General features: G+C 54.0%; 24 protein-coding genes and 2 pseudogenes. 15 read left to right on the top strand and 11 right to left on the bottom strand.

Translation table 11 applies throughout. The annotated features are described in order from the left end of the window. The first annotated feature begins 37 nt into the window (after nucleotides 1–37). The 7 genes from AC6I8L_RS21710 to AC6I8L_RS21680 all read left to right on the top strand — a co-directional run bounded on the left by AC6I8L_RS21710 (nucleotide 38) and on the right by AC6I8L_RS21680 (nucleotide 6,554). The gene (locus AC6I8L_RS21710) at nucleotides 38–748 is read left to right on the top strand and encodes a FadR/GntR family transcriptional regulator (protein ID WP_058961058.1); all 711 of its coding nucleotides are present in this window, start codon (nucleotides 38–40) and stop codon (nucleotides 746–748) included. Next, the gene (locus AC6I8L_RS21705) at nucleotides 735–1,901 is read left to right on the top strand and encodes a PLP-dependent transferase (protein ID WP_058961059.1); all 1,167 of its coding nucleotides are present in this window, start codon (nucleotides 735–737) and stop codon (nucleotides 1,899–1,901) included. Before AC6I8L_RS21710 ends, AC6I8L_RS21705 begins: the two co-directional genes overlap by 14 nt. Nucleotides 1,902–1,926: 25 nt before the next feature. Next, nucleotides 1,927–3,198 (top strand): ABC transporter substrate-binding protein, encoded by a 1,272-nt coding sequence (locus AC6I8L_RS21700; protein WP_058961060.1) that lies wholly within the window; start codon nucleotides 1,927–1,929, stop codon nucleotides 3,196–3,198. 24 nt (nucleotides 3,199–3,222) lie between these two features. Next, nucleotides 3,223–4,146, top strand: a complete 924-nt coding sequence (locus tag AC6I8L_RS21695; RefSeq protein ID WP_058961061.1) for a carbohydrate ABC transporter permease — start codon at nucleotides 3,223–3,225, stop codon at nucleotides 4,144–4,146. Nucleotides 4,147–4,155: 9 nt separating this feature from the next. Further along, nucleotides 4,156–4,980, top strand: coding sequence for a carbohydrate ABC transporter permease (locus AC6I8L_RS21690; RefSeq protein WP_058961062.1), 825 nt, complete (start codon nucleotides 4,156–4,158; stop codon nucleotides 4,978–4,980). A gap of 2 nt (nucleotides 4,981–4,982) precedes the next feature. Beyond that, nucleotides 4,983–6,050: an ABC transporter ATP-binding protein gene (locus tag AC6I8L_RS21685; RefSeq protein ID WP_058961063.1), complete on the top strand. Its 1,068-nt coding sequence runs from the start codon at nucleotides 4,983–4,985 to the stop codon at nucleotides 6,048–6,050. 120 nt (nucleotides 6,051–6,170) lie between these two features. Next, entirely contained in the window at nucleotides 6,171–6,554 is a 384-nt protein-coding gene (locus AC6I8L_RS21680) for a RidA family protein (protein WP_058961064.1), read from the top strand. A 36-nt stretch (nucleotides 6,555–6,590) separates the two neighbouring features. On the opposite strand, the pseudogene AC6I8L_RS21675 reads toward AC6I8L_RS21680, so the two are convergent. Beyond that, nucleotides 6,591–6,761, bottom strand: a pseudogene (locus AC6I8L_RS21675) (flavin reductase); the annotation flags it as partial. Between the two features lie 630 nt (nucleotides 6,762–7,391). Here AC6I8L_RS21675 and AC6I8L_RS21670 point away from each other — a divergent pair. After that, entirely contained in the window at nucleotides 7,392–7,628 is a 237-nt protein-coding gene (locus AC6I8L_RS21670) for a hypothetical protein (RefSeq protein WP_058961066.1), read from the top strand. A gap of 208 nt (nucleotides 7,629–7,836) precedes the next feature. Continuing rightward, nucleotides 7,837–7,968, top strand: a pseudogene (locus tag AC6I8L_RS21665) (DUF2000 family protein); the annotation flags it as partial. A gap of 41 nt (nucleotides 7,969–8,009) precedes the next feature. Here AC6I8L_RS21665 and AC6I8L_RS21660 read toward each other — a convergent pair. Next, on the bottom strand, nucleotides 8,010–8,912 hold the full coding sequence (locus AC6I8L_RS21660; protein ID WP_058961067.1) for an AraC family transcriptional regulator: 903 nt from the start codon (nucleotides 8,910–8,912) through the stop codon (nucleotides 8,010–8,012). 99 nt (nucleotides 8,913–9,011) lie between these two features. Between AC6I8L_RS21660 and AC6I8L_RS21655 the strand changes: the two genes are divergently transcribed. The 3 genes from AC6I8L_RS21655 to AC6I8L_RS21645 all read left to right on the top strand — a co-directional run bounded on the left by AC6I8L_RS21655 (nucleotide 9,012) and on the right by AC6I8L_RS21645 (nucleotide 10,691). Continuing rightward, the gene (locus tag AC6I8L_RS21655) at nucleotides 9,012–9,758 is read left to right on the top strand and encodes an SDR family oxidoreductase (RefSeq protein ID WP_058961068.1); all 747 of its coding nucleotides are present in this window, start codon (nucleotides 9,012–9,014) and stop codon (nucleotides 9,756–9,758) included. A gap of 110 nt (nucleotides 9,759–9,868) precedes the next feature. Beyond that, on the top strand, nucleotides 9,869–10,309 hold the full coding sequence (locus AC6I8L_RS21650; RefSeq protein WP_236699761.1) for a GNAT family N-acetyltransferase: 441 nt from the start codon (nucleotides 9,869–9,871) through the stop codon (nucleotides 10,307–10,309). A gap of 10 nt (nucleotides 10,310–10,319) precedes the next feature. Continuing rightward, entirely contained in the window at nucleotides 10,320–10,691 is a 372-nt protein-coding gene (locus AC6I8L_RS21645) for a RidA family protein (protein ID WP_058961070.1), read from the top strand. On the opposite strand, the gene AC6I8L_RS21640 is transcribed toward AC6I8L_RS21645, so the two are convergent. Both AC6I8L_RS21640 and AC6I8L_RS21635 read right to left on the bottom strand, forming a co-directional pair. After that, a complete protein-coding gene (locus AC6I8L_RS21640) occupies nucleotides 10,678–11,106 on the bottom strand; it encodes a nucleotide triphosphate diphosphatase NUDT15 (protein ID WP_058961071.1) in 429 nt (142 codons plus the stop codon). The two genes, AC6I8L_RS21645 and AC6I8L_RS21640, sit on opposite strands and share 14 nt — an antisense overlap. Nucleotides 11,107–11,180: 74 nt before the next feature. Then, nucleotides 11,181–12,329 carry an MFS transporter gene (locus AC6I8L_RS21635; RefSeq protein ID WP_236699762.1) on the bottom strand — a complete coding sequence of 383 codons (1,149 nt, stop codon included), beginning with the start codon at nucleotides 12,327–12,329 and terminating at the stop codon, nucleotides 11,181–11,183. 98 nt (nucleotides 12,330–12,427) lie between these two features. On the opposite strand from AC6I8L_RS21635, the gene AC6I8L_RS21630 reads away from it, so the two are divergent. Beyond that, on the top strand, nucleotides 12,428–12,922 hold the full coding sequence (locus AC6I8L_RS21630) for a MarR family winged helix-turn-helix transcriptional regulator (protein ID WP_058961073.1): 495 nt from the start codon (nucleotides 12,428–12,430) through the stop codon (nucleotides 12,920–12,922). A 93-nt stretch (nucleotides 12,923–13,015) separates the two neighbouring features. Next, a complete protein-coding gene (gene cybB, locus AC6I8L_RS21625; protein ID WP_034829799.1) occupies nucleotides 13,016–13,555 on the top strand; it encodes a cytochrome b561 in 540 nt (179 codons plus the stop codon). Nucleotides 13,556–13,619: 64 nt separating this feature from the next. Here cybB and AC6I8L_RS21620 read toward each other — a convergent pair whose 3' ends face one another. Both AC6I8L_RS21620 and AC6I8L_RS21615 read right to left on the bottom strand, forming a co-directional pair. Then, nucleotides 13,620–14,510 carry a DUF6216 family protein gene (locus AC6I8L_RS21620; RefSeq protein ID WP_479401667.1) on the bottom strand — a complete coding sequence of 297 codons (891 nt, stop codon included), beginning with the start codon at nucleotides 14,508–14,510 and terminating at the stop codon, nucleotides 13,620–13,622. Between the two features lie 209 nt (nucleotides 14,511–14,719). Next, nucleotides 14,720–15,562 (bottom strand): helix-turn-helix domain-containing protein, encoded by an 843-nt coding sequence (locus AC6I8L_RS21615; RefSeq protein WP_058961075.1) that lies wholly within the window; start codon nucleotides 15,560–15,562, stop codon nucleotides 14,720–14,722. 109 nt (nucleotides 15,563–15,671) lie between these two features. Between AC6I8L_RS21615 and AC6I8L_RS21610 the strand changes: the two genes are divergently transcribed. Continuing rightward, a complete protein-coding gene (locus AC6I8L_RS21610) occupies nucleotides 15,672–16,670 on the top strand; it encodes a class I SAM-dependent methyltransferase (RefSeq protein ID WP_058961076.1) in 999 nt (332 codons plus the stop codon). Here the strand turns inward: AC6I8L_RS21610 and AC6I8L_RS21605 are convergent. The 5 genes from AC6I8L_RS21605 to AC6I8L_RS21585 all read right to left on the bottom strand — a co-directional run bounded on the left by AC6I8L_RS21605 (nucleotide 16,654) and on the right by AC6I8L_RS21585 (nucleotide 22,825). Beyond that, complete coding sequence (locus AC6I8L_RS21605; RefSeq protein ID WP_034829796.1) at nucleotides 16,654–17,007, bottom strand: MmcQ/YjbR family DNA-binding protein; 354 nt, start codon at nucleotides 17,005–17,007, stop codon at nucleotides 16,654–16,656. The genes AC6I8L_RS21610 and AC6I8L_RS21605 overlap by 17 nt on opposite strands. Nucleotides 17,008–17,121: 114 nt before the next feature. Next, the gene (locus tag AC6I8L_RS21600) at nucleotides 17,122–19,062 is read right to left on the bottom strand and encodes a methyl-accepting chemotaxis protein (RefSeq protein WP_058961077.1); all 1,941 of its coding nucleotides are present in this window, start codon (nucleotides 19,060–19,062) and stop codon (nucleotides 17,122–17,124) included. Nucleotides 19,063–19,302: 240 nt separating this feature from the next. Further along, entirely contained in the window at nucleotides 19,303–19,770 is a 468-nt protein-coding gene (locus AC6I8L_RS21595) for a GlcG/HbpS family heme-binding protein (protein ID WP_058961078.1), read from the bottom strand. Nucleotides 19,771–19,835: 65 nt separating this feature from the next. After that, nucleotides 19,836–21,230, bottom strand: coding sequence for a cytochrome c (locus AC6I8L_RS21590; protein WP_058961079.1), 1,395 nt, complete (start codon nucleotides 21,228–21,230; stop codon nucleotides 19,836–19,838). 2 nt (nucleotides 21,231–21,232) lie between these two features. After that, the gene (locus AC6I8L_RS21585) at nucleotides 21,233–22,825 is read right to left on the bottom strand and encodes a GMC family oxidoreductase (RefSeq protein WP_058961080.1); all 1,593 of its coding nucleotides are present in this window, start codon (nucleotides 22,823–22,825) and stop codon (nucleotides 21,233–21,235) included. Nucleotides 22,826–22,844 lie beyond the last annotated feature (19 nt).

Raw genomic sequence — 22,844 nt, 5'->3', positions numbered from 1 at the left:
AAATTGGTAGAGATGTTGGACCAATTAAGGCAGCGCTATGCAATCTCCTTTTGAGCTTCAACCGATAACCACACCGCGCAGTGACACGTTGATTCTTGATGCACTCACGCGTTTTATGGCGCAATCCGGCGCGCAGCCGGGGAGTCGCTTACCGCCTGAACGCGAGCTGGCGGAAAAACTCGGGGTGAGCCGCAACACCGTGCGTGAGGCGTTAAAACGCTGGGAAGCACTGGGCATCATTCTGCGTAAGAAAGGCAGCGGCACGTTTTTGCAGGCAGATGTCGGCATCAACGACAGCTTTCTCTCGCTGCGATTCAAAAATGACTCCGCCAATATGCTGCACGCGCTGGAGGTCCGTCGCATTATCGAATCAGAATCCTGTGTGCTCGCTGCACAGCGTGCAAGCGCCGAAGACCTGCTGGAAATTGAACAGCGGTTGATTGAAATGGAGCGCGTGCATCTGGCGGTAGGCTCAGCCGGTGCCGAAGACTGGGCCTTTCATACCAGCATTTATCGCGCTTCCGGCAATCCTTTACTGCTGCAAATGCTCAACGGCATCTACGACAGCATGCACGCCTTTTTTGAATCACCACCGGAGCAGGCACTGTTTGCCGACTCCTTCCCGTTACACCGCGATCTCTTCAATGCCATTTGCCAGCGGGATGGTGAAGCCGCGCGCGCCATTTGCCATCAAATTCTCGATATCACTGAACGCGACATGAAGGATGTCATCAATGCCAAACGATAAACCTGTCTCGCAACAAACGCTTTTGTCCCATGATTTACGCCATGAAAAAGGCGCGGTCACCCCGCCGATCTACCAATCGTCACTGTTCACCTTCAGCGATTACGACAGCATGATTGCCCGCTTCCGTGGCGAAAGCGATCAACCGCTCTATTCGCGCGTCGATAATCCCACGGTCCGAGCGCTGCAGGAGAAAGTTGCCGCATTGGAAGGGGGCGAGGCTTGCCTGGCGTTCGGCAGTGGCATGGCCGCCATCAGCAATGCCATTCTCAGCGTGCTACAACCCGGCGCAAAAGTGGTGTGTGTCAATCACGTCTATCCCGATACGTATCGCTTCCTGCGTGGCTTCTGCCAGCGTTTTGGTATCACCACCGAGTTCGTCGATGGTGATGATGAAGAGGCAATTCGTGCCGCGCTGCCGGGTGCCAGCCTGCTCTACCTGGAAAGTCCGGTGAGTTGGGTGATGAGCGAGTTGGACCTGAATAAACTGGCCACGCTGGCGCGTGATGCTGGTGCGGTCACCATTATCGATAACAGCTGGGCGTCGCCGATTTTCCAGCAGCCGTTGCAGTGTGGGATCGACATCGTGGTGCACTCGGCATCGAAATACATCAGCGGGCACAGTGATGTGGTGGCCGGCCTGGTCATTGCCAGTCAACAGCACATCAGCAATATCGCACGCCACATCAGCCCCTTCCTCGGCGGCAAGCTATCGGCGCATGAAGCCTCATTGCTGATACGTGGTCTGCGCACGCTGCCCCTGCGCATGAAGCAGCACCACCAAAGCGGCATGGAACTGGCACAGAAGCTGAGTGCCCATCCACAGGTTACGGCAGTGTGCCATCCCGGTTTGGCCCCCAAATCCTGGTCATCGCTGCGCGGTTACAGTGGCCTGTTTGCATTTGAAGTAACCGAACAAATCGATATCCCCGCCTTCTGCAACGCCTTGCACTATTTCCATATGGGGGTGAGTTGGGGTGGATTCGAAAGTCTGGTGATGCCCGCCATCTCAGTCATCAATCAAGCCAGCGAATTTAACTCAGCCGTTGATTTCGGCGTCTCGCCACGTTTGATCCGCATCTCGATTGGTCTGGAAGAGACCGAAGACCTCTGGAACGACCTGCAACAGGCGCTGGCTACCGCAACCCGCGCATAATCACTCACTCCCAGGAGAAGCTGCAATGACGACTCGTTTTGCGATTAACGCACTGGTTTTAGCCATTGGATTGGGTTCAGCACTCAGCAGTATGGCGGCAAAATTAACCGTGGTGGAAGTGATTACCAGCCCGCCCCGCACTGAACTGCTGCAGAAGATGCTGACCGAATACAAAACCCAGCATCCCGGCACGGAAATTGAGCTGATCTCGCTGCCGTGGGGTCAGGCGTTTGAGAAGTTGGGTACCATGCTGCAAAGCGGGCAAGTACCCGATGTGGTGGAAATGCCCGACACCTGGCAAGGGCTGTATGCCAGCAACAATATGCTGGAAGATTTAGAACCGCGCCTGAAAAATTGGGATGGCACCGCCCAGTTAACCGATAAAACGCTGGCGATGGCGCGTGCCGCCAATGGCAAAGCCACCATGATCCCTTACGGCTTCTACCTGCGCGCCCTGTTCTGGAATAAGAAACTGTTCCAGCAGGCCGGATTGAGTGAGCCGCCAAAAACCATGGATGAGTTTGCCAGCGATGCTAAACGCATCAGCCAGTTGGGTAACGGCATCAGCGGCTACTGTATGCGCGGCGGCGTCGGCGGCACCAACGCCTGGATGATGTTTATGGCGGCAATGAAAGGCTCACCGGATTTCTTCGATAAATCCGGCAACAGTACTCTGACTCAGCCAGGAGCGATCAAAGGGGCGCAGTTGCTGGTCGACATGTACAAACAAGGCGGCGCGCCAAAAGACAGTGTGAACTGGGGCTTTAACGAAATCGTCTCCGGTTTCTATTCCGGCAAGTGCGCCATGCTCGATCAGGACCCCGATGCGCTGATTGCGATTAAAAACAGCATGGCCGCCGATGATTTTGCCGTTGCACCGATGCCTGTCGGGCCGTCGGGTAAAGCTTTCCCTACCATTGGTTATACCGGCTGGGCGATGTTTAAACAGGGCAAACAAAAAGATCTCGCCTGGCCACTCATCACCTTCCTGAGTAATAAGACCAACAACCTCGCATGGGCAAAATTTGTTGGCACCCTGCCGATTTATAAAGGTGCAGAGCAGGATCCTTTCTATCAAACACCGCAGTTTGCCGGCTGGTTTAAAGAGTTAAACGATCCGAACTATGTGCCCTTAACCATGCCGACACATCTGAAAGGCTGGGGTTACTTTAACTCGGTGATTGTGAAAGAGAGCAGCCAGGAAACCCTGCTGGGTGAAAACGACACTGAAGACATGGTGAAAGACTGGGCTAAATATTTGACCAAAGAGCAGAAAAGCTGGCTCGCCACGCAGTAATCACCGATCGCGCGGAGAACAATGATGATGTTAGAAACCTCACTTGATGCCCGCTCGCCGCGCCTGCGCTACACGCGCTGGCTGCGGCTGGCTGAGCCGTGGTTTTATCTTTCGCCGGGACTGTTGCTGATCGCCTTGTTTATTTTTGTGCCGATGGCGATCGGCATTTCCTACGCGTTTCAGAGCATGAATCTGCTCAATCCGATGGATAGCGGGTGGGTGGGCTGGGATAACTTTGCCGAAATGTTTGACGATCGGCGCTTTTTTAAAGCACTCGGTCACACGCTGAACTGGACGCTCAGCTCACTGCTGTTGCAGTTTTTCTTCGGTCTGGCGTTAGCGCTGCTGCTCAACCGCGAATTTCGTTTTCGTCGCTGGGTGCAGGCGCTGGTGTTTCTGCCCTGGGCGGTGCCCGCCTTTCTATCCGGCCTGACCTGGTCCTGGCTGCTTAACCCGGTGGTCGGCCCGTTACCACAGTGGCTGAGCGATCTCGGATTACTGAGCGAGCCATACAATATCTTGTCCGATCCTCAGTTGGCCATGTGGGGACCGATCATTGCTAACGTCTGGTTTGGTATTCCGTTTTTTGCCATTACCTTGCTGGCCGCTTTGCAATCCATCCCGAAAGATCTGTATGAAGCGGCTTCGATTGACGGTGCCAGCGGCTGGCAACAATTCTGTCGCGTCACGCTGCCCTTCCTGGCACCGATGATTGCCATCACCGTGATGCTACGTACCATCTGGATCGCCAACTTCGCCGATCTGATCGTGGTGATGACCGACGGTGGCCCCGCCGGATCCACCTCGATTCTGTCCAGCTACATCTTCACCACCGCCTATCGCAAACTCGATTTTGGCTATGCCTCGGCAATGGCGGTGTTTCTGTTACTGCTGATGACCTGCTACGCGCTGGTTCTGCTGCGCATTCGTCATCAACTGTTGAAATAAGGAGGCGAAATGAAACTGTTACCCATGATTGGCCATCGCCTGAGTGTTGGCCTCTACCTGCTGTTTGCCCTGTTTCCGCTCTACTGGATCATCAAGATTTCAGTCACACCGGATCAGCTGCTGTTCAGCCAGGGCGTGACACTGTTGCCTGGCGGCTTCACTTTAGGCCACTTTCAAAAAGTGCTCACCGACAGTGATTTCCCCACCTTCTTCAGCAATAGTCTGATCGTCTCTTTCAGCACCGCTTTCCTGACCACGCTGATTGCTGCTGGTGCCGGCTATGCATTTTCGCGTTTTCTCTTTCACGGCAAGATGGTGATGGCGGCGCTGCTGTTGTTCACGCAGATGTTCCCGTTGGTGATGATCATCGCCCCGATTTATCGCGTGATGGCCCCGCTCGGCCTGACCAACAGTCTTCTGGGTCTGGTGCTGATTTACACCGCCTTTAACGTCCCGTTTGCCACCTTTTTGATGCAGTCATTCTTTGATGCCATTCCCAAAGATCTGGAAGAGTCTGCGATGCTCGAGGGCTGCACACGTTTTCAGGCGCTGTATCGGGTACTGGTTCCGCTGACGTTACCGGGAATGGCGGCAACGCTCGGCTTCGTGTTTACCGCGGCATGGAGCGAACTGCTGTTCTCGCTGATGCTGATCAACAAAAACGAAGTGATGACCTTCCCGGTGGGTTTACTCAGCTTCGTCTCCAAATTTGCCGTTTCATGGGGTGAAATGATGGCAGCCGCCGTAATGGCGCTGATTCCTGCCTGTCTGTTCTTTGCCTTTATTCAACGATATCTGGTTCAGGGTCTGACCGCTGGCGCGGTTAAGGGGTAAACATGGCAGAAATTACACTGGCGCAGATCGACAAACGCTACGGCAATGTTGAAGTCCTGCGCGATATCAACCTCACGATTAACGATGGTGAATTCGTGGTGTTGGTCGGGCCGTCCGGCTGTGGTAAATCCACCTTACTGCGCACCATTGCGGGTCTGGAACTGGCGAGCAGCGGCGATCTCCGCATCGGAAAACGACTGATGAATGATGTCGCCCCGAAAGATCGTGATATCTCAATGGTGTTTCAGAGTTATGCGCTCTACCCGCACCTGACGGTGGCACGCAACATGGGCTTTAGCCTCGAAATCCAGAAACGTCCGCGTGCGGAGATTGAGGAGAAAGTGAAGCGAGCGGCGGATATCCTTAATCTTTCACATCTTCTGGATCGTCGTCCCAAAGAACTGTCCGGCGGCCAGCGCCAGCGTGTGGCGATGGGACGCGCGATCGTGCGCCAGCCGCAGGTCTTTCTGTTTGATGAACCGCTCTCCAATCTGGATGCACAACTGCGCGGCAAGATGCGCGTCGAGATTAAACGCCTGCATCAGCAGATGAACAACACTATCGTGTATGTCACGCATGATCAGGTTGAGGCGATGACGCTGGCCGACCGGATTGTGGTGCTGAACCACGGAGTTATCCAACAAGTCGGCACACCACTGGAACTGTATGACACGCCAGCCAACAAGTTTGTCGCCAGCTTTATCGGTTCACCGTCCATGAACTTTATCAATGGCGTCGTCACAACAAACGGCGTGCGTATCGGCGACAGCGCGCTGTTGTCCGCTAACCCGGCATGGGCCAATCAGCCTGAAGGTCGTGAAGTCATTTATGGCATCAGACCTGAAAACATCGCACTGGCTTCAGCAGGTTCTCCACACGCGCTGCCACTGGAGGTTTCTCTCGTCGAACCCACCGGTTTATCCGAGCTCATCCACGGCAACTTATTCGGGCATGAGGTGATGCTGTTTACCACCCAACGTTCCGGTGCCGCAGCAGGCGATATGATTGCCGTTGAAGTGAATTATGCGCGTGCGATGCTGTTCGATGCCGCGTCACAAAAGCGTTTGTAACCGCCGCCGTGTTGCTTTAGCGGCAATGCGGCGTTGCCAGGATACCTTTACCCGGCAACGCGCACGAGTGATAGCCTTGAAGCGAGAACATTCGCTAACGAAACAGGGTTAAGGAGCGTTATGAGCATTATCAATCCCGCCGGTTTGAAGGCACGCAGCTATTACAATCACGTCAAAATTCGTCCCGGAACGCCGGTATTCCCGACCGGGCAAGTCGCGTGGGATGAAGAAGGAAACGTGGTCGGCGTTGGGGATATGCAGCAGCAGGTCGAGCAGGTATATGCCAATATCGATCGCCTCCTGGAGGGGTTGGGGGCACAGCGTGACTGGATTGTGCGCACCACCACTTATGTCACCGACCTGGCGCTGGTGCCGCATATTCATCCGGTACGCCAGCGCTTCTTTGAAGGACTTGAGTTACCTGCCAGCACGCTGTTTCAGATCTCTGCGCTCGCCGAACCGGAATTGCTGTTGGAAATTGATGTGGTGATTATGTTGCCCTGAACATAACGGGAGGCACTTGCCCTCCCGTTCATTAAGTTACAGCGCAGAGAGTTGATGGAACCCCCGGTCGTGATACAACAGCGGTTGCCCATCACTATTGGGGTGTGCCACGCGGATCAACTCGCCAAGAAATATCGCGTGCGTATGCCAGTCAACGGTATTAACTAATTTGCAGCTAAAGGCCACCAGCGCATCCGCCGCCACTGGCGAACCTTCAGCGCCGCAGGCGGTGGCGCAACGATATCATTGATTACCTGCTGTCACTGCTGAAGCCAGAGTGGAATCCGCCAGATCCCCTGCTGACCATGGGCGTGAACTTCACGCTGCGCCGCGGGATGCATAATGCGGGGTTAGAGGCGTAATACATCAATTATACAGGCGACCTCTGCGCCGCCTGTTTGAATGAATTAATCCCAGCCGGCACATTGCTATCATTTAAAACGATGATCCTGTCTGCCGTCGCAACGGTGCTTTCTCGGGGCGAAATAATGACGCGAGTGATGGCGTCAAGTATAAAAACTCCACTAACTCTCTGGCTTCGCAGGAATGGCATATAAAACAGACTATCCGGGGCTGCGGGCATTTAGTGATGATGCCTGCCATAAAAGATGGTAGTTCCCTTTCCAAAGTCAGTTTCTGATGATAAATCAGCAAGATGTTTAAAAAGGGGCGAGTTAAAGGTGCAGCGGATTACACCCATGTTGTTAACAGTGGCCTGGTTGATGCCGCTATTAAGGACCTTTCAGCGATAGCAATAATAGATAAATGTGAACTGAATCGATTAATCTAACACATTAAAATCAACTCTCAATTATTTGACGAGCAGAAGCCTCCCCAATGCAAATTCATGATGTTCTTACCCTTACCATCGCCTCGGTCTGCGCACTTTTTATGACCAATGGCATTGCGGCTTTTCGCACCATCCTTAACTCCACTGATGACGAACAACGCGAAAAAATCCAAGTAGGTCAATTTGAGATGACCATGCGCCGCTATATGACAGGTGAAGGTGTGGGATATATTCTCACATCTACTTTAAGCATCATGGGATGGGTAATGTACATTGCGGGTTAAACAGCGTTTTTAATCAGTACCCTAAAGCAGCTGAGGACTTGAATTTCTAGACCGAACATGCCGGTCATGTCTCATGCCTGTGGAGATACAGGACAGTGGTTCTACCATGAAAGCGGTATCAGCACCCTAAGACGACTTTACTTTAATGCAGCATCGCTCCACAAACGACCTGTCCTTCCTGATTATCAGGATAAAGAGCCGCGCGTAGGACGAAATCGTTACCATGCCGTTTAGCGCATTGGCGCAATCCTGCAAAACCTATGACGAATACGGCGAGCGCATTGCCAGCGCGAACAGTGGCAACATTGAGCTCGTGGCAATTGTCTTGATTGGCCCTTAAAAAAAAATCACCAGCCTTACAGGTAATTTTAAGCTTTATCGCTAAATATCCTGACCTGCGGCAAACCATGCGGGTGGTTGCCCCACATAACGGGTGAAGGCCACACTAAACGCGCTGGCGGAACGATAGCCGACGCGTTCTGCGACATCCGCTACCGCCATATTTTTGCCACGCAGTAAATTTTTGGCCAAAGCCATGCGCCAGGTGAGCAGATAAACCATCGGTGCTACGCCCACTGCTGCGCGGAAACGCACAAAGAATGCCGAACGGGATAGCGCGGAAACTTTGGCTAATTGCGCCACGGTCCAGGGATGCGCCGGGTTGGCGTGAATGTCGCGGATGGCCGCCGCCAGACGTTCGTCGGCTAAACCACTCATCACGCCAGGGTAAGCATCACAGATTGGCATCGAACGCAGCGCCTCAATCAGCAGCAGTTCCAGCAAACGTTCCAATACCACATGGCGCGCGGGCCGCTGCGCACGACACTCATCCATCACCAGTTGTACCAGCGTGGTCAACCGTGACTCCCCGCGAATATGAATAAATTGGGGTAACAGCGAGACGATCAATCCCGCGTCGGGCGCACCGAACTGGCAATAACCAATCAGCGTTTGCACTTCGGCAGGCTGCTGCTGATCGCCAATCCAGAATTCACCGGGGCTAAGCATTTCGGGTAGTGTTTCAGGCGCATCGTCATCGGGTGGCTCGGCACTGCTCATGCAGAACTCCCACGCCGCCGGGATCAGGATAAAATCGCCCTGCTCAAGTGAGATGGGTTCATGCCCTTTCATCTTCAATTGACTGCGCCCAGCCAGTACCAGGCAGTAAAACGGCTGTCCTGTTTCACTGCGATTGACGCGCCAGCGACCATTGGCGCGTGCACGTTTGGAAAAGGCCGCCTGAGGTTGCAGCAGCGACACTATCTCAGCAAGGGGATCGATCATTATGGACTCCTCCGAATGAAACGTGGACTTTGCATTGTAGTGAGTCCATCTCGCTGACTCTATAGTGAGCATCTACCCAATGCAATGCAGGAGTGAAAGATGAAAACGATCCTTATCACCGGCTGTTCTTCCGGCTTTGGTCACGCCACCGCGCTCTATTTTCTGGAACGCGGCTGGAAAGTGATTGCCACTATGCGTCATCCTCGCCCCGAGCTATTCCCGGCTTCGGAAAATTTGCGCCTGTTGCCGTTGGACGTCAGCAACGCCGAAAGCATCAGTCAGGCAATCGCTGACGCAGGCGAGGTCGACGTGCTGGTGAACAACGCCGGAATAGGCGTGCTGACCTCACTGGAAGGCATGCCGATGTCAACGGCACGAGAAGTGTTTGAGACTAACACGCTGGGCACTATCGCCATGACGCAGGCGGTGCTGCCTCAGTTCCGCGCCAGACGGGGCGGTACGGTGATCAATGTGACCTCAACCGTGACGCTGAAATCTCTGCCGTTGCTGGCGGTGTATACCGGCAGTAAAGCCGCCGTCAATGCGTTTACCGAATCACTGGCGCTGGAGTTGCAGCCGTTTAATGTTAATGTGCGGCTGGTGTTGCCAGGCATGGCGCCCACCACCGATTTCGGCAAGAACGCCATGCCGCGCATGGAGCAAACCTTCCTCGACGCCTACCAACCGATGCTGGATGGGATTATGGCGGGCATGCACCAACCGCAGCCCACCACCAAAGCCGAAGATGTCGCCGCCGCGATATGGCAAGCGGCAACCGATCCCAACGCACCAATGCGCATTCCTGCCGGGGAAGATGCGGTGGCTTTGGCCAACCAGACAACCTAAGCATAAGAACCAGGCGAATAGCCTGGTTCCTTTCGAGGTTAACGGTTATGTTGTTTGACTCCTCTGTTAGCCTAGAAGAATAATGGATGCAGATACACTGTCTGGCCCAAATGTCACATTTCTATGATGAGATTGCTGACATGCTACACCGCGAATGGTCCGAGCTACCTAACTGGCATGACCTCGATGTGATCCGCCAACGGCTGCAATCACGCAATGCCGCTGATGCCCAAACGATGACGCTGTTTGCCACCACGCACGAGGGCGAATTGATGGCCACCGCCAGCATCATCCATTACGAATTGAGTGACATCCCCGAGCGTGAATTTTGGCTGGGTGAAGTGATCACCGCTCGCGAACATCGCGGCAAAGGGTTGGCCAGTGCATTAGTGACCCGCCTGATTGCCGAAGCGCGAGCAAAATCGATCCCTGCACTTTGGCTGTATACACCTGACCAACAGGCCATGTATCGCCGCTTTGGCTGGCAGGACGTGGAACAGCAAAATATCGCCGATGAGGACGTCACGGTGATGGTGTTAAAACTGGATTAAGGAGCAATCGATGTTGATACGCAAAAATTACCCGGAACTGGGCGAAGTGAAAGCGCCCTATGTGCACGCGGTGAAGCATGGCAACACCTTATATGTTTCAGGTTTAACAGCCTTTGCCACACCCGCGCAGCAAGGCGATATTGCCTCACAGGCTGAGGCTATCTTTCAGCAGCTGCACCTGATTGCGGCTTCCGAAAATACCTCGCTGAGCCATCTGATTAAAGTGACCATTTTCATCACCTCCTTTGCCCAGATTAATGATCTTCGGGCCGTACTCTTTAAACATTATGGCGGGCATCTACCCGCCAGTTCGCTGGTGCAAATTAGCCAGCTGTTCTCACCGGATCTGAAGGTTGAGATTGAGGCGATTATCGCGCTGTAACCTGTGCGAGATGTTGCAACGCGGCTAAGCCATCGCGAACAATCCATGTGCGCAGCGGCGCGAACAGCGGCTGCGGCAAGGCTTCAGGTGCAAACCACTGCCAGCCTTCGCACTTTTCCGGCTCCATCAACTGCGGTTCCCCCTGCGGGTGATGTGCCACCAGCAGCAAGGTGATGTAGTGCTTGTTGGCCTCAGGGAACACATCACTGGTGAATGCGCCGTTTTGCAATTCGGTCAGGGTTAATCCGGTTTCTTCAAACACTTCACGTCGTGCGCACTCATCCGGAGATTCACCAAACTCCAGATGCCCGCCCGGTGCTGACCAATTCCCTGCACCGTGGCTGCCCTTGCGGCGGCCCAGCAGCAGTTTTCCTTCACGGAAAATCAAAACGCCTACACCCACTTGTGGTGACATAAAAGCTCCTGATTGTGTTAATCGCTCGCAATGGTATGCGCTGCCTTGTACCTTCTGCAAGCAGACAAGCCCGGTTATCGCTGGGGTTTAAAACACAATGCCATCACCATTAAAACCACCATCCCGACGCTCATAATGGCCCATGCGCTATCCAGTGAGTCGGCACGATCGCGGACAATGCCGGCCATCAAGGGCATTAGCGCGGCCAGCAAATAGCCGCCGCCTTGCACAAAGGATAACATTCCCGCCGCCTCTTCAGGGGAATGCGCATGGTCGAGCGTCACGATCAGTGATAGCGGAAACAGTGCACCAATCCCCAATCCGAGCAGCACAGTGGGCAACCAGGCCAGCGCGCCACCCAGCCACATCAGGCTGATTAATCCCAGCAGCAGGGAGGTCAGCACCAGCAACAGCGGAAAACGGCGGTCACGGTAGCGATGGATTAAGCCCGACACGATAAAGCCCGCCACCACTTCCGTTAGCGTCAGTGCACCGAGCACATAGCCGCTGTGCTGCGGCGTCCAGCCATGCTGCATATAAAACGGCGGCAGCCAGGCTAATACCAGCGTGTAAGCCCCCGTACCAATTCCGAAGAACACCATGAGTAACCAGGTACGGCCCGTTCGCGCAGTTGTAGCACGATGAACGTGAGCAGCGGGAACGATATTGCGCAACGTGATTAACCACAGCAGTACCGCAACAATCGCGGGCACAACGGGTATGGCAAGCGCCATGCCCAACCCCTGCGCATCCGCCAATGGGGCGGCCGTCGCGGCAGCCAGCGCTGCACCCGCCATAATCCCGGTGGTAAACAGTGCCATTAGCGTGCCGGCCTGTGCAGCAAAGTGCCGTTTAATCAGCGCCGGCATCAAGGCCTGAATTAAGCCTATGCCGATACCCGCCACCAGCGCACTGGCAATCAGCATCTCAGCAGTTGGGACAGCACCGCGCACAAGGCAAGCTAACGCCAAAAGAATCAAACCGGCAGCGATCCCGCGCACCTCACCAACGCAACGCAGCAACCACGGCCCCACCAGGGCAGACAACCCCATCATCACCACCGGCAAGGTGGTGAGTAAACTGAGTTGCGTGGCGTTGAGGTGGGATTCGCGTTGCAGTAGCGGAAACAACGGTCCGATGGCGGCCATGATCGGTCTTAAATTCAGTGCGATGATGAAAACCAGTAAAGCAAACATGCCTAAAGCAGGTAAGGTACGAGTCACTTTGCATCTCCATGTGCGTCGAAAGTATCTTAACGTTAAGATACTTTGCGGCATTTCGATAGAGGGATGCGCACAAAGCAACACATTCGAGGGGAAATATGACCGACCACGTTGATTTTGTTATCGAGCAGTGGGCCAACGCCATGCCGGAGTTGGATGCCTCGTCAATGGCGATATTTGGCCGCATGTTGCGCATCATGAAGCACCTCGCCACCCGACGCGCGGAGGCACTGGCTCCTTTCCATTTTCGCGATGGGGAGTTTGATGTGCTCGCTACGTTGCGTCGTGCGGGCCCTCCCTATTGCCTTTCCCCCACGCAGTTGTACAAATCGCTGCTGATTACTTCTGGCGCAATGACTAATCGGCTCAATCGTCTTGAGGAGGTGGGATCCATTGAACGCGTGGCCGATCCCGAGGATAAACGCAGCATGCTGGTTGCCTTAACCGATGCCGGACGTGAAAAGATTGAGCAAGCCCTGCTGGTTCATACTGAGACGCAGCGTGATCAACTGGCAACGTTAAGTGCTGATCAGCAACAGCAACTGCAGTCTTTACTCAGCCAACTGATGCAGGCATCGGAAGCCCAGCGGTAAGCATTTCGTCGGGGGATGTGTCAAAATATGAATTAATTCAGTACGCTTTCCGCTATGTTAGCGCTTCTGCTACGCCTTTTGATGGAATAAATGATGAGCACCAAATACGCCCCTTCGCAGATTTTTCTCCACTGGCTGACCTTCTTGCTGGTCGTCACGGCCTATTGCACCATGGAATTTCGCGGATTAGCGACGCGCGGATCCTGGCAGGGCTTTGCCATGATCATTGGTCATTTCAGCGCAGGGAGTTGTGTGCTGGTGCTGATGCTGTCACGCGTCATTCTGCGCTTTCGTCATCGCAGCCCGGCGATAGTCCCTAAACCGCCACACTGGCAAACCGGCCTCGCTCACCTGATGCATCTGGCGATCTACCTGTTCTTTATTGTGTTGCCGATTCTCGGCATTTTGTCGCGCTTCTATATGGGCCGCACCTGGTGGATTTTTGGTATTCCGATGCCGGTGAGCGGCGATCCCGATCCTGATTTTGCTGACAGCATTGCAGACTGGCATGAAACACTCGCCCCTTACGGCTACTGGCTGATTGGTATTCATGCCGTTGCGGCACTGGCGCATCATTATTTATTCAAAGACAACACGTTACTGCGCATGATGCCGTCTCGTCGTTCACGCTAATCCTGCTTTCTGCGCCCGGTAATCGCACTGGCCGGGCGTCCAATAAACGTTGTTTTTAAAATTGTTAATTTTTTAATGATTCATTAGGATCATTCGTGTTTTTAGTATTATCTCTTCTCAAATGTCGCCATGATCTTTGATTTCTATATCTGCGAATCTTGGCAAAAACCATCCTTCTAACTTCATAAGTCACTAATACGACGACTGCATGCCTAAACATAGAATACAAAATAACTCCGATTAAGAATGTCAGACCGCCAAAAAACCACCTCTGTTTTTTTATAAGTTTGCTTATGTAAATCTTATCCTTTTCTTTATTAAATGAATTGCAGATAACCTCGACTGTTTTAGATGGTAGTGTGCTTCGAATTGATTTTTGATTTTCACAATCTTTTGGGGTAAAACCCCAATCCCCTTTACCAAAAAAATCATATTCTTCAGCTCCTTGTTCATTGAACCAAAACCAGCCAGTATTATTTATGTTGATCAGGCCCGCAGGCTTTATTGCTACAATTGCACTTCCGAATGACGAAGTGAAAATTAGCAATATAATGGCTAACAGAATTGTCAGATATCGCCAGGAATACTTAGTAATTTTCAAATTATCCATATTCAAGTTATTTTTAAGCTTGCCAATGATTTTAAAATCAAGCTCATATTTCTTTATCCATTTTTCAAATGATTTCTTTTGAGAAATGGATATCGCTCGAGTATTAAAAAAGAAATTAAACTGCTCAATGCTATTTATTTCATGTATGAGGTCTTTTTTGTTCTGAAGCCCAGTGCCAAACAAAAATTTATGAAACCTATAGGCTAATGAAAAACCTGAACCTGCCTTCCTTTTAAAATAATAAAGTGTCAAAATCAATACGATAGTGACAATTAATATAAATAATGGTTTATTTTCAAGCAAATCAGATATATAACTAAATATTGAATCAAAAGAAAAGTTCATTTCGCAGCCTTAATGTTATAACTAACAATTACAATCATAAGTTAATTAAATTCCATGAGAAATTTGAAAACAATGTGTTACATCACGTTCATTGTTTCTTTCTATTACGTTCTAATCATATCAATCCATACATTCAATACCCTACTTCAGTCCTTTCAAAAACAGCCGAGCATGATTTATCAATAGACATTGTCGTTTTATAGCCTGCATTACCATTCTCTTCTGCGCCCGGTAATCGCACTGGCCGGGCGTCCAAAATAGCGTTGAAACGCGACGCTGAAATTGCGCGGATGTTGATATCCCACCTGCCATGCCGCCTGAGCCACCTGAAATCCCTCCTCCAGCAAGCGATACGCGTGCTCCATGCGCATCTGTAACAGCATCGCGCCCGGCGTGCAGTGAAAATGCTGCTGAAACCCTGTTTTCAACTGGTGGTCACTTAACCCTGCCGCCAGCGCCAGCGCACTCAGCGAGAAAGCATCAGCCAGATGATTGCGCATCCAGTCGCGTGCCTGTTCCAGCCGTTCAACCCTCTGTGGATGCAGTTTGTGTTGAGTATTCGTGGGTTGGAGCTGATGACGATGCAACGCCAACAGGCTGAGCGCCTGAATTTCCAGTAACAACGGATCCTCATGCACCTGGCTGAGTTGCGCCGCGGTGGCGTGGCCGAAACGGCTAAAAAGATGGCGCTTAAGCTGAGGCTGTAACAATCCTTCTGCAGCCTGTTCACCAAAATAATGGCGCACATTCGCCGCACTGAGAATCAGGCGCACCTGCTGCACCCGCTCACCCGCGCGATACAAACGCTCGCCCTGGCTGGCCTGAAAACTGGTCACGGTAAGATGCCCGGCACTGAAAGCAATCTCACGTCCGTTGCTTTCCCTAAAGCGCGATTCTCCCTGCACACCAAAAGTCAGCACCAGCTGTGGCTGCTCGTTAGCGGGTTGTGAGGACTCGCAGAGTGCCTGCACCGGCCAGTAATCCGATTGCACCATGCGCATCTCTCGCGACAGTTGATGCTGGCGCACACGCATTTCACCTGGTTTTTGCATCCTTTCTCCTCACGCAGAGTTAAATCACCGTATCGCAGACAAATGAGAATAAATTGCATTTACGCCAAAGGCTAGTCTGATGTTTACGTTACCTGTTCAGGAGATTGCCATGCGTTCACCGCTTCCTACCCTCGATCATCTGCTGGCTCAGCACGCCCTCAACGGCGCTGTGGCGTTTGCATTTGAACATCGCTTGTTTGATTTCATGGCGCTACCCGCCACCGCTGCGCAAGTCTCTCAACATTATGACTGGCAGCCGCATCAGACCTATCATTTGTTACGCCTGTTATGGAGCACCGAACTGCTCACGCATGAAGCTGACTGCTTTGTGCTGGCGCCCAATGTCCATACTTATCTGTGTCACGACAGTCACTGCTATATCGGTGACGCCTGGCGCTATCGTCATCAGGTGTTACAGCAGTTCGCTCAGCGGATGCCACAACTGCTGACGCAGGCGGAACCCGGCTGGCAGGATCCTTTGCAAATCGATACCGCGTGGGCGGATGCCGCCTTGCATCAAATCGCCCAGGAGCAGCGTGCGCTGAGCGCGGACACCGCATGCGCAATCGCTGATACCCTGGCTGATTTTCAATGTCCGGCGCTACTGCTGGATATGGGTGGCGGTCCGGGGTTGATCAGCATTGCGTTAGCGCAACGCTTTCCGCAGCTTTCGGTGATCGTGCTCGACCTGCCTCAAACCGCCACCGTTGCACAGCGCAATATCGAAAAAGCCGGCCTGAGCGATCGCTGTTGCGCGCTGGCGAAATTGCCTGAAGGGCGTCAGGTGGACATTATCTGGAGTTCATCATTTCTTTACTTTATGGCGGACAGACAGGCGATGCTGCGCGAGTGGTTCACACGCTTAAAGCCAGGCGGATTGCTGCTCAGCGCCCATGCAGAAGTCCCTGAGCAGCCAGAGGAAGCACGGCAGGTACTGCCATTTTTTACCCCGTTAATGATGCGAGGTTACAACGTCACGAATGAGGGTGTGTTGTGCGAGGAATTGCGGCAGGCAGGATTTGATATTGAGCGCGTCCAACGGATGCAGCCGTTCCCGATGTCACCGCTCAATGTCATCCTGGCGCGAAAACCTAAAACGTTAAGCTAAAGCTCTCATCCAGCAGTGCAATGATCTCGCTATCCGGCAAGCCATTTTCCAGCGTCAGGCTGATCCAGTGCTCTTTGTTCATGTGATAAGCCGGATAGACGCCGTGCTGCTGGCGCAGTGAACCGGTGAGTTCGGGACGGGTTTTGATATTCATCACCTGAACCACCGGGCCTGCGTCCAATCCGAGTTTGTGGCTCTCCAGCGGGAACACCAGCGCAAACCATTTACGGTGGCGCGGATGCCGCAGAACCGCGTATTCACTGTGTTTTTTCCACGGATAGTCGGGTTCAATTTGGTAGGTTCGGCTGATGTGTTCGAACAGTTGCTGGCGATTCATGAGGGTTCCCGATGTGTGGAAGTCATTGTCGGCCATGAGCAAATAGCACAAGGCCGCGCCTTACGTTATAAGGCGCGGCCCGTTGTGACAAGGTCTTCAACGCAGACGGCTGGCTCAACTCAACTGAAAACGCCCTACCGTTTGCGCCAGTTGTGCAGCCTGGTCTTCCAGCGAACTGGCCGCCGCCGACATCTGTTGCACCAGCGCGGCGTTCTGCTGGGTGGTGCCGTCCATTTCATTCACCGCGATGGTGACCTGGCTGATACCGCGCGCCTGCTCATCGGATGCCACCACGATCTCACCGATGATAGTCCGCACTGAATTCACTGCCTGGGTCATCTCCTGCATGGTCTTACCGGCGTCCTGCACCAGCTGAACACCGCTGCCGACACGCTGGCTCGACTCCTCAATCAGCGCCGCAATCTCTTTCACGGCGTTAGCACTGCGCTGCGCCAGATTACGCACTTCAGAAGCCACCACCGCGAAACCACGCCCCTGCTCGCCGGCACGCGCCGCTTCCACCGCCGCATTCAATGCAAGGATGTTAGTCTGGAAAGCGATGCTGTTGATGATGGCAGTGATATCGCCAATCTTCTTCGCACTGTCATCGATCTGCGCCATGGTCTGTACCACCTCACCCACCAGCGATTCACCCCGGCTGGCGATCTGCGTGGCGTTTTCCGTCAACGCCGTGGCCTGATGCGCATTAGTGGCGTTGTGTTTCACTGTGGCGGTGATTTGCTCCATACTGGCGGCGGTTTGTTCCAGGGCTGCCGCCTGTTCTTCCGTGCGCGAGGCCAGATTAAGGTTGCCGCTGGCAATTTCGCCTGCGCCCTGACGAACGGAGGAACTGGCGTCCTGAATTTGCCCAACAATCTCACGCAGCTGGTTTTGCATAGTATGCAGCGCATAGAACAGGCTGCTGTTATCGCGCCCTTTCAGTGTGATGACGTTATCCAGCTTGCCGTCCGCCACCGCCAACGCAATGGTCGCGGCTTCCAGCGGCTCGCCACCGATCGGTTTCAATACTTTGCGGCTGAATAACAGCCCCAGCAGGGCGCAGACCACCAGAATGCTAATGATCATCAGGATCACGGCGTTGACCAGTTGGCGATGCGCTGCAGCCATCACTTTGCTCACCGGCGCGACCACGCCGAGATACCATTTCTGATCGCTGTTGCCGATCACGATGGGCTGCCAGGTGACCATGCCATCTTCACCCAATAACGCGTCATGTTGCTCTACCACTGACGTGCTGTAGTTGTGTGTGTCGCCCTTCCACGGCTTACTGGTCTGGTTTTTGTCCGGATAGGACACCACATTGCCCGCGCTGGACAGCAGCATGGCGTAACCCGTGCCATCCCATGGTCTGATTTTGTTGACCTTTTCTTGCAATGACGCGAGGGAAATGTCGGATGTGACGACACCCCAAAGTTTCCCCTGACTGACAATCGGGGCAGCTACGGATGTCAGCAATGTAGGAATGCCGTTGTAAGCATAGGTATAAGGTTCAATCAGCGTGTCTTTCTGGCTCTTCTGCGGCAGCAGATAGTAGTCTCCCTGACCAGGGGTAAAGATTGAGGTCAGCGGATGAATGTTAAAAGTACCGCTCTGATCGCGATCGACAAAGTAGGCATAACGCCCCTTCGGTGCGGCATTCGGTTGGGTAGCGAACTCTGCGTCACGTCCATCGAAGGCGTTCTCTTCAAAGGTCACCGAAATCGACAAGTAGTCTGGGTTATCACGCAACGCAGACTCCATCACTTTGTCAGCCACCTTTCGATCCATAATCCCTGCCGCAGGCAGCGCGATCAGGCTGTGTCCAAGGTTATGGGCGACATCTCGTGCATAACTCAGCTCATGCTGGATTTGCAGCGCCTGCGTTTCTGCAATTTTCTTGAGATAGTTTTCAGCCAGTGACTTTTGTTCGTTACTGGACTGCCAGCTCAACACGCCGATGGTGACGGCAAAACCAAGGGTGATGGTTAAGGCGCCCGTCAGCAGCATCTGCGTGCGGGTGCTCATTGTTTTCTTAGGTGATGCGTGTTTGGCCATTATGGCGCTCCTGGGTTGACACTTATTCAGTTAGAAATGAACCACTCCCTGTGCACGTACATCCTGCTTAAAAGACTATCGGCGTCCGGTGCAGTAACTTGATGGGTGCGCAGGTCGGAGGAGCGCGTAATGAAATGGGGTTCTGCAGAGTGTTTTGTTACGCGGGCGCCGCTCAGGCCGCCCGCCGGTGCTTTAGGGTGCACCTTAATGTCATCAATATCTTCGCAACGAAATACGTCGTTATTTAAAACTCTCGCTTGCTGCTTTTGCGATGGCGATCTCATTCGGGTTAGCAGAACCGCTGACGCCCACCGCACCAATGGTGTTGTTCTGCCACACCACCGGTGAGCCGCCGCCGAGCGGAATGACGCCCGGTAAGGTCGCGATAGCCGGTTCTTTACCGTTGGCGCGATCCATATATTTGTCTGTTGGCGTGCGATACAACGCAGCCGCACGGCCTTTCAGAATGGAAGAATCGATACAGCCGACCGGTGCATTGTCCATACGGTTAAATGCCAGCAGCTGGCCTGACTGATCCAACACGGCAATACAGACGTTGGCGTTCAGCGCGTGCGCTTTTTCCTGCGCGGCCGCGATCAGCTTCTGCGCATCGCCCTGGGAAAGAATGGTTTGCGTCAGGGTGGCATGCGCGGCAGCAGAACCGAACAGCGCGGCGCTCAACAGCGCAAGGGATAAAGCCTTTTTCATTGAAGTTACTCCTTAAAGGGTCATACCGTTTTGAATGCGGGCGACGTCAACGCCGCCCGTAAAAGTTATTTCCGGCGGCGCAGGAAAAGGATCAATGCCATCACGATCACCAGCAGCGCAACGACGCCACCGATGATGCTTAACGCATGCGCGTATCGCACCAGCCAGCTGCCGCTTTCGCCTTTCAGCGTTTGCTCAACGTCAGCTGGCGTAATCGCATGCTGCGGGTTGCCGAAGTTGGTAGAGACGTAGTCCGCCACTTTGGCCAGTTCGGCCTGACTAAACTGCGTACGAAATTCCGGCATAAAGGCGTGATCGTTACCAGTCTGGCGATCGACCCCTTCCGCAATCGTCATGATCAGGTTGGCGGGATCATCCGACAGCACCGCTGAAGATCCCACCAGCGAGGGATAGAAACGCTGAGCATCGTGGGTTCCGCGCCCGTCACTGGCGTGGCAGGTGGCACAGGCTCCGTTGTACAGCTGCGCCCCGCTCATCGCATCGCCGGAGACATAATCGGCGATCTCATCTTTCATGCCGGTTTCAATGGCCGACAGCGGTGTAGGCTGTGGCGCTACCGAAGGCGCTTTACGATCCGCGCCGCCAATCGCAGGCACCTGCTTCAGGTAGTGCGCCATTGCCTCCAGATCGCTCTGCTGCATTTTGGAGAACGAGTTCTGCACCGCGGTGCCCATCTCACCCGCGGCAATTGCTTTACCGTGCAGCGCACCAGTGCGCAGGTAAGTGACAATCTCCGCTTCGCTCCAGTCACCGATACCTGCCTGTGCATCTGGCGTGATATTCGGTGCTGTCCAGCTGCCAACCTTACCGCCCGACAGGAAACGATCGCCCTGTTCCGCCATCATGCCGTTACGTGGGGTATGGCAGGTGGAACAGTGCGCCAGCGTACGGACCAAATATTCGCCCCGTTCTGCACTGCCTGATGCCGCATTGCTGCCCGGCACGGCCTTGCTATCCAGGAACAGCAGATTCCACATCGCCATCACCGGACGGAAGGAGAACGGGAATGGCAGATCGGTTTCGGGGGCCGGATGATTATCGGCTGGCACGCCCAGCATCAGATAGGAGTAAAGCGCGTGGATATCCTCATCTGACAGCCCGGCAAATGAGGTATAAGGCATCGCCGGATAGAGGTAATGATTGCCCGGTGCTTTGCCTTTGCGCATCACCGCAGTGAAATCCGCCAGGCTATAGTTGCCAATCCCAGCGGTTTTCGACGGCGTAATGTTGGAACCGTAAATCATTCCCATCGGTGACTGAATCGCGTAACCGCCCGAGAAAGGTTTGCCGCTGTGCGGATCGCGATGACAGGCCGAGCAGTCACCGGCGGTGGCCAGATATTCCCCTCGTTTGACCAGATCCGGCGAGGCGTCCTGCGCCTGCACAGCGCCGGCCAGCAACAGGCTTGCCGCAGCCAGATGTCTGATATGTTTGCGCATGATCAGATCTCCCTCGCGATGGTATCAGCCATGCGCAGTGCCAACGCGATGCCCGTCAACGTAGGGTTTACCGTGGCAGAGGTGGGCATCACGCCGGTGGTGGCGAGGAACAGATTGGGATGATCCCAGCTACGGCAATGCGCATCGACCACTGAATCTCGCGGGTTATCCCCCATGATGGTGGTGCCCATGATGTGATACTGATTACGCCAGCCAGTCGGTGCTTCAATCACTTCACCGTTAAAGGCCTGCAGGAAGTTAGCGAAATCCTTGTACGCCTGCGGGCGCATACCACGCACGTAATCATCGAGATGGTAATTGACGTTGAGCATCGGCAGGCCGATTGAATCTTTGCGATCGTAATTTGGCGTCACGCGGTTGGTGGGACTGGGCAGCGTTTCACTCATGGTACTGATGTTCATGATGCGCGAGGCACGGTCACGAATTGCATCATCCAGCGCTTGCCCCATCATGCCTTGCTTCAGCAGCGGCACAGTGACATCAACGTTGGGCACCAGGTTACGCAGTGAATAACGGATCGCAGAGTGCTGTGCACGACTGGCTTCATCGCGGCGATTGGCGATAGTACCGTGCTGCACGGATCCACGCCCGGTCCACAGCGGTTCGTCTGCAAGGAACGTCAGGCTCAAACCGGTGTGATCCATCAGGTTACGACCGACCTGATCGGAGCTATTGGCCACGTCATTCATCAGCAGCAGCTTCGGCGTTTCCAGCCCGTGTGCGGCGATGATGAAAGTTTTAGCGGTGAGGCGCGTGTCTTTGCCATCAGGCTGGCGATAATGCAGCGCGACGATCTTGTTACCTGCGCCTTTCTCCAGCTTCCAGGCCACACATTCGGTGCGCAACTGCACACCCAGCGCCACCGCTTTATCGACGTGCATATCGCCGGAGTACATCGCGCCAATCGGGCAGATCGGTTCGCAGTTGTTGTTACCCGCGCAAGCCGGACGGCCATCATAGGGACGTGACACGCGGGCGTGCGGCTCATGGATCACCTGATAACCCATCGGGCCCAGCTTTGATTGCATGCGCTGCACCATATACGGCTTGGCTTCCGGCGGCAGCGGATATTCCGCTGAACGTGGCGGATAATGACCGCGCCCTTGCCCGCTTTGGTCCTCATCGGCGGTGCCGACGACCCCTACTTCGCGCTCGGCTTTGACATACCAGGGCTCCAGCTCGCTGTATTCAAACGGCCAGTCGCGGCCAACGCCGTAGACGCTTTTCAGCTTGAAGTCGTTGGGTAACAAGCGCCAGCAGGCAGATGCCCAGTGACGCGTACTGCCGCCGGCTACGCGTAAGTAGCTGGTGACGTATTCGAAATCGTCATCTCCTTTGGCATCGATATAACCTTCGGTGTAAGAGTTCGGTGCCCACGGCAGATTCGGATACGGCGCGCACCAGTTACGTTTACTGGCACCGTTTCGGTAGTTTTCCACCACTTTCCAGCGTGGAATATAAGGCCCTGCTTCCAGCATAATCACCGATTTGCCCGCTTTCGCCAGCTGATAAGCGGCGTTGGCGCCCAGCGCACCGGAGCCGACGATCACCACGTCAGCATCAAATTCACTCATGATGTACCTGCTCGATTCT

The organism is Type-E symbiont of Plautia stali, assembly GCF_059731115.1.
Note: the sequence above shows the minus strand (reverse complement) of the source record. Positions and strands in the feature narration are given on the sequence as shown.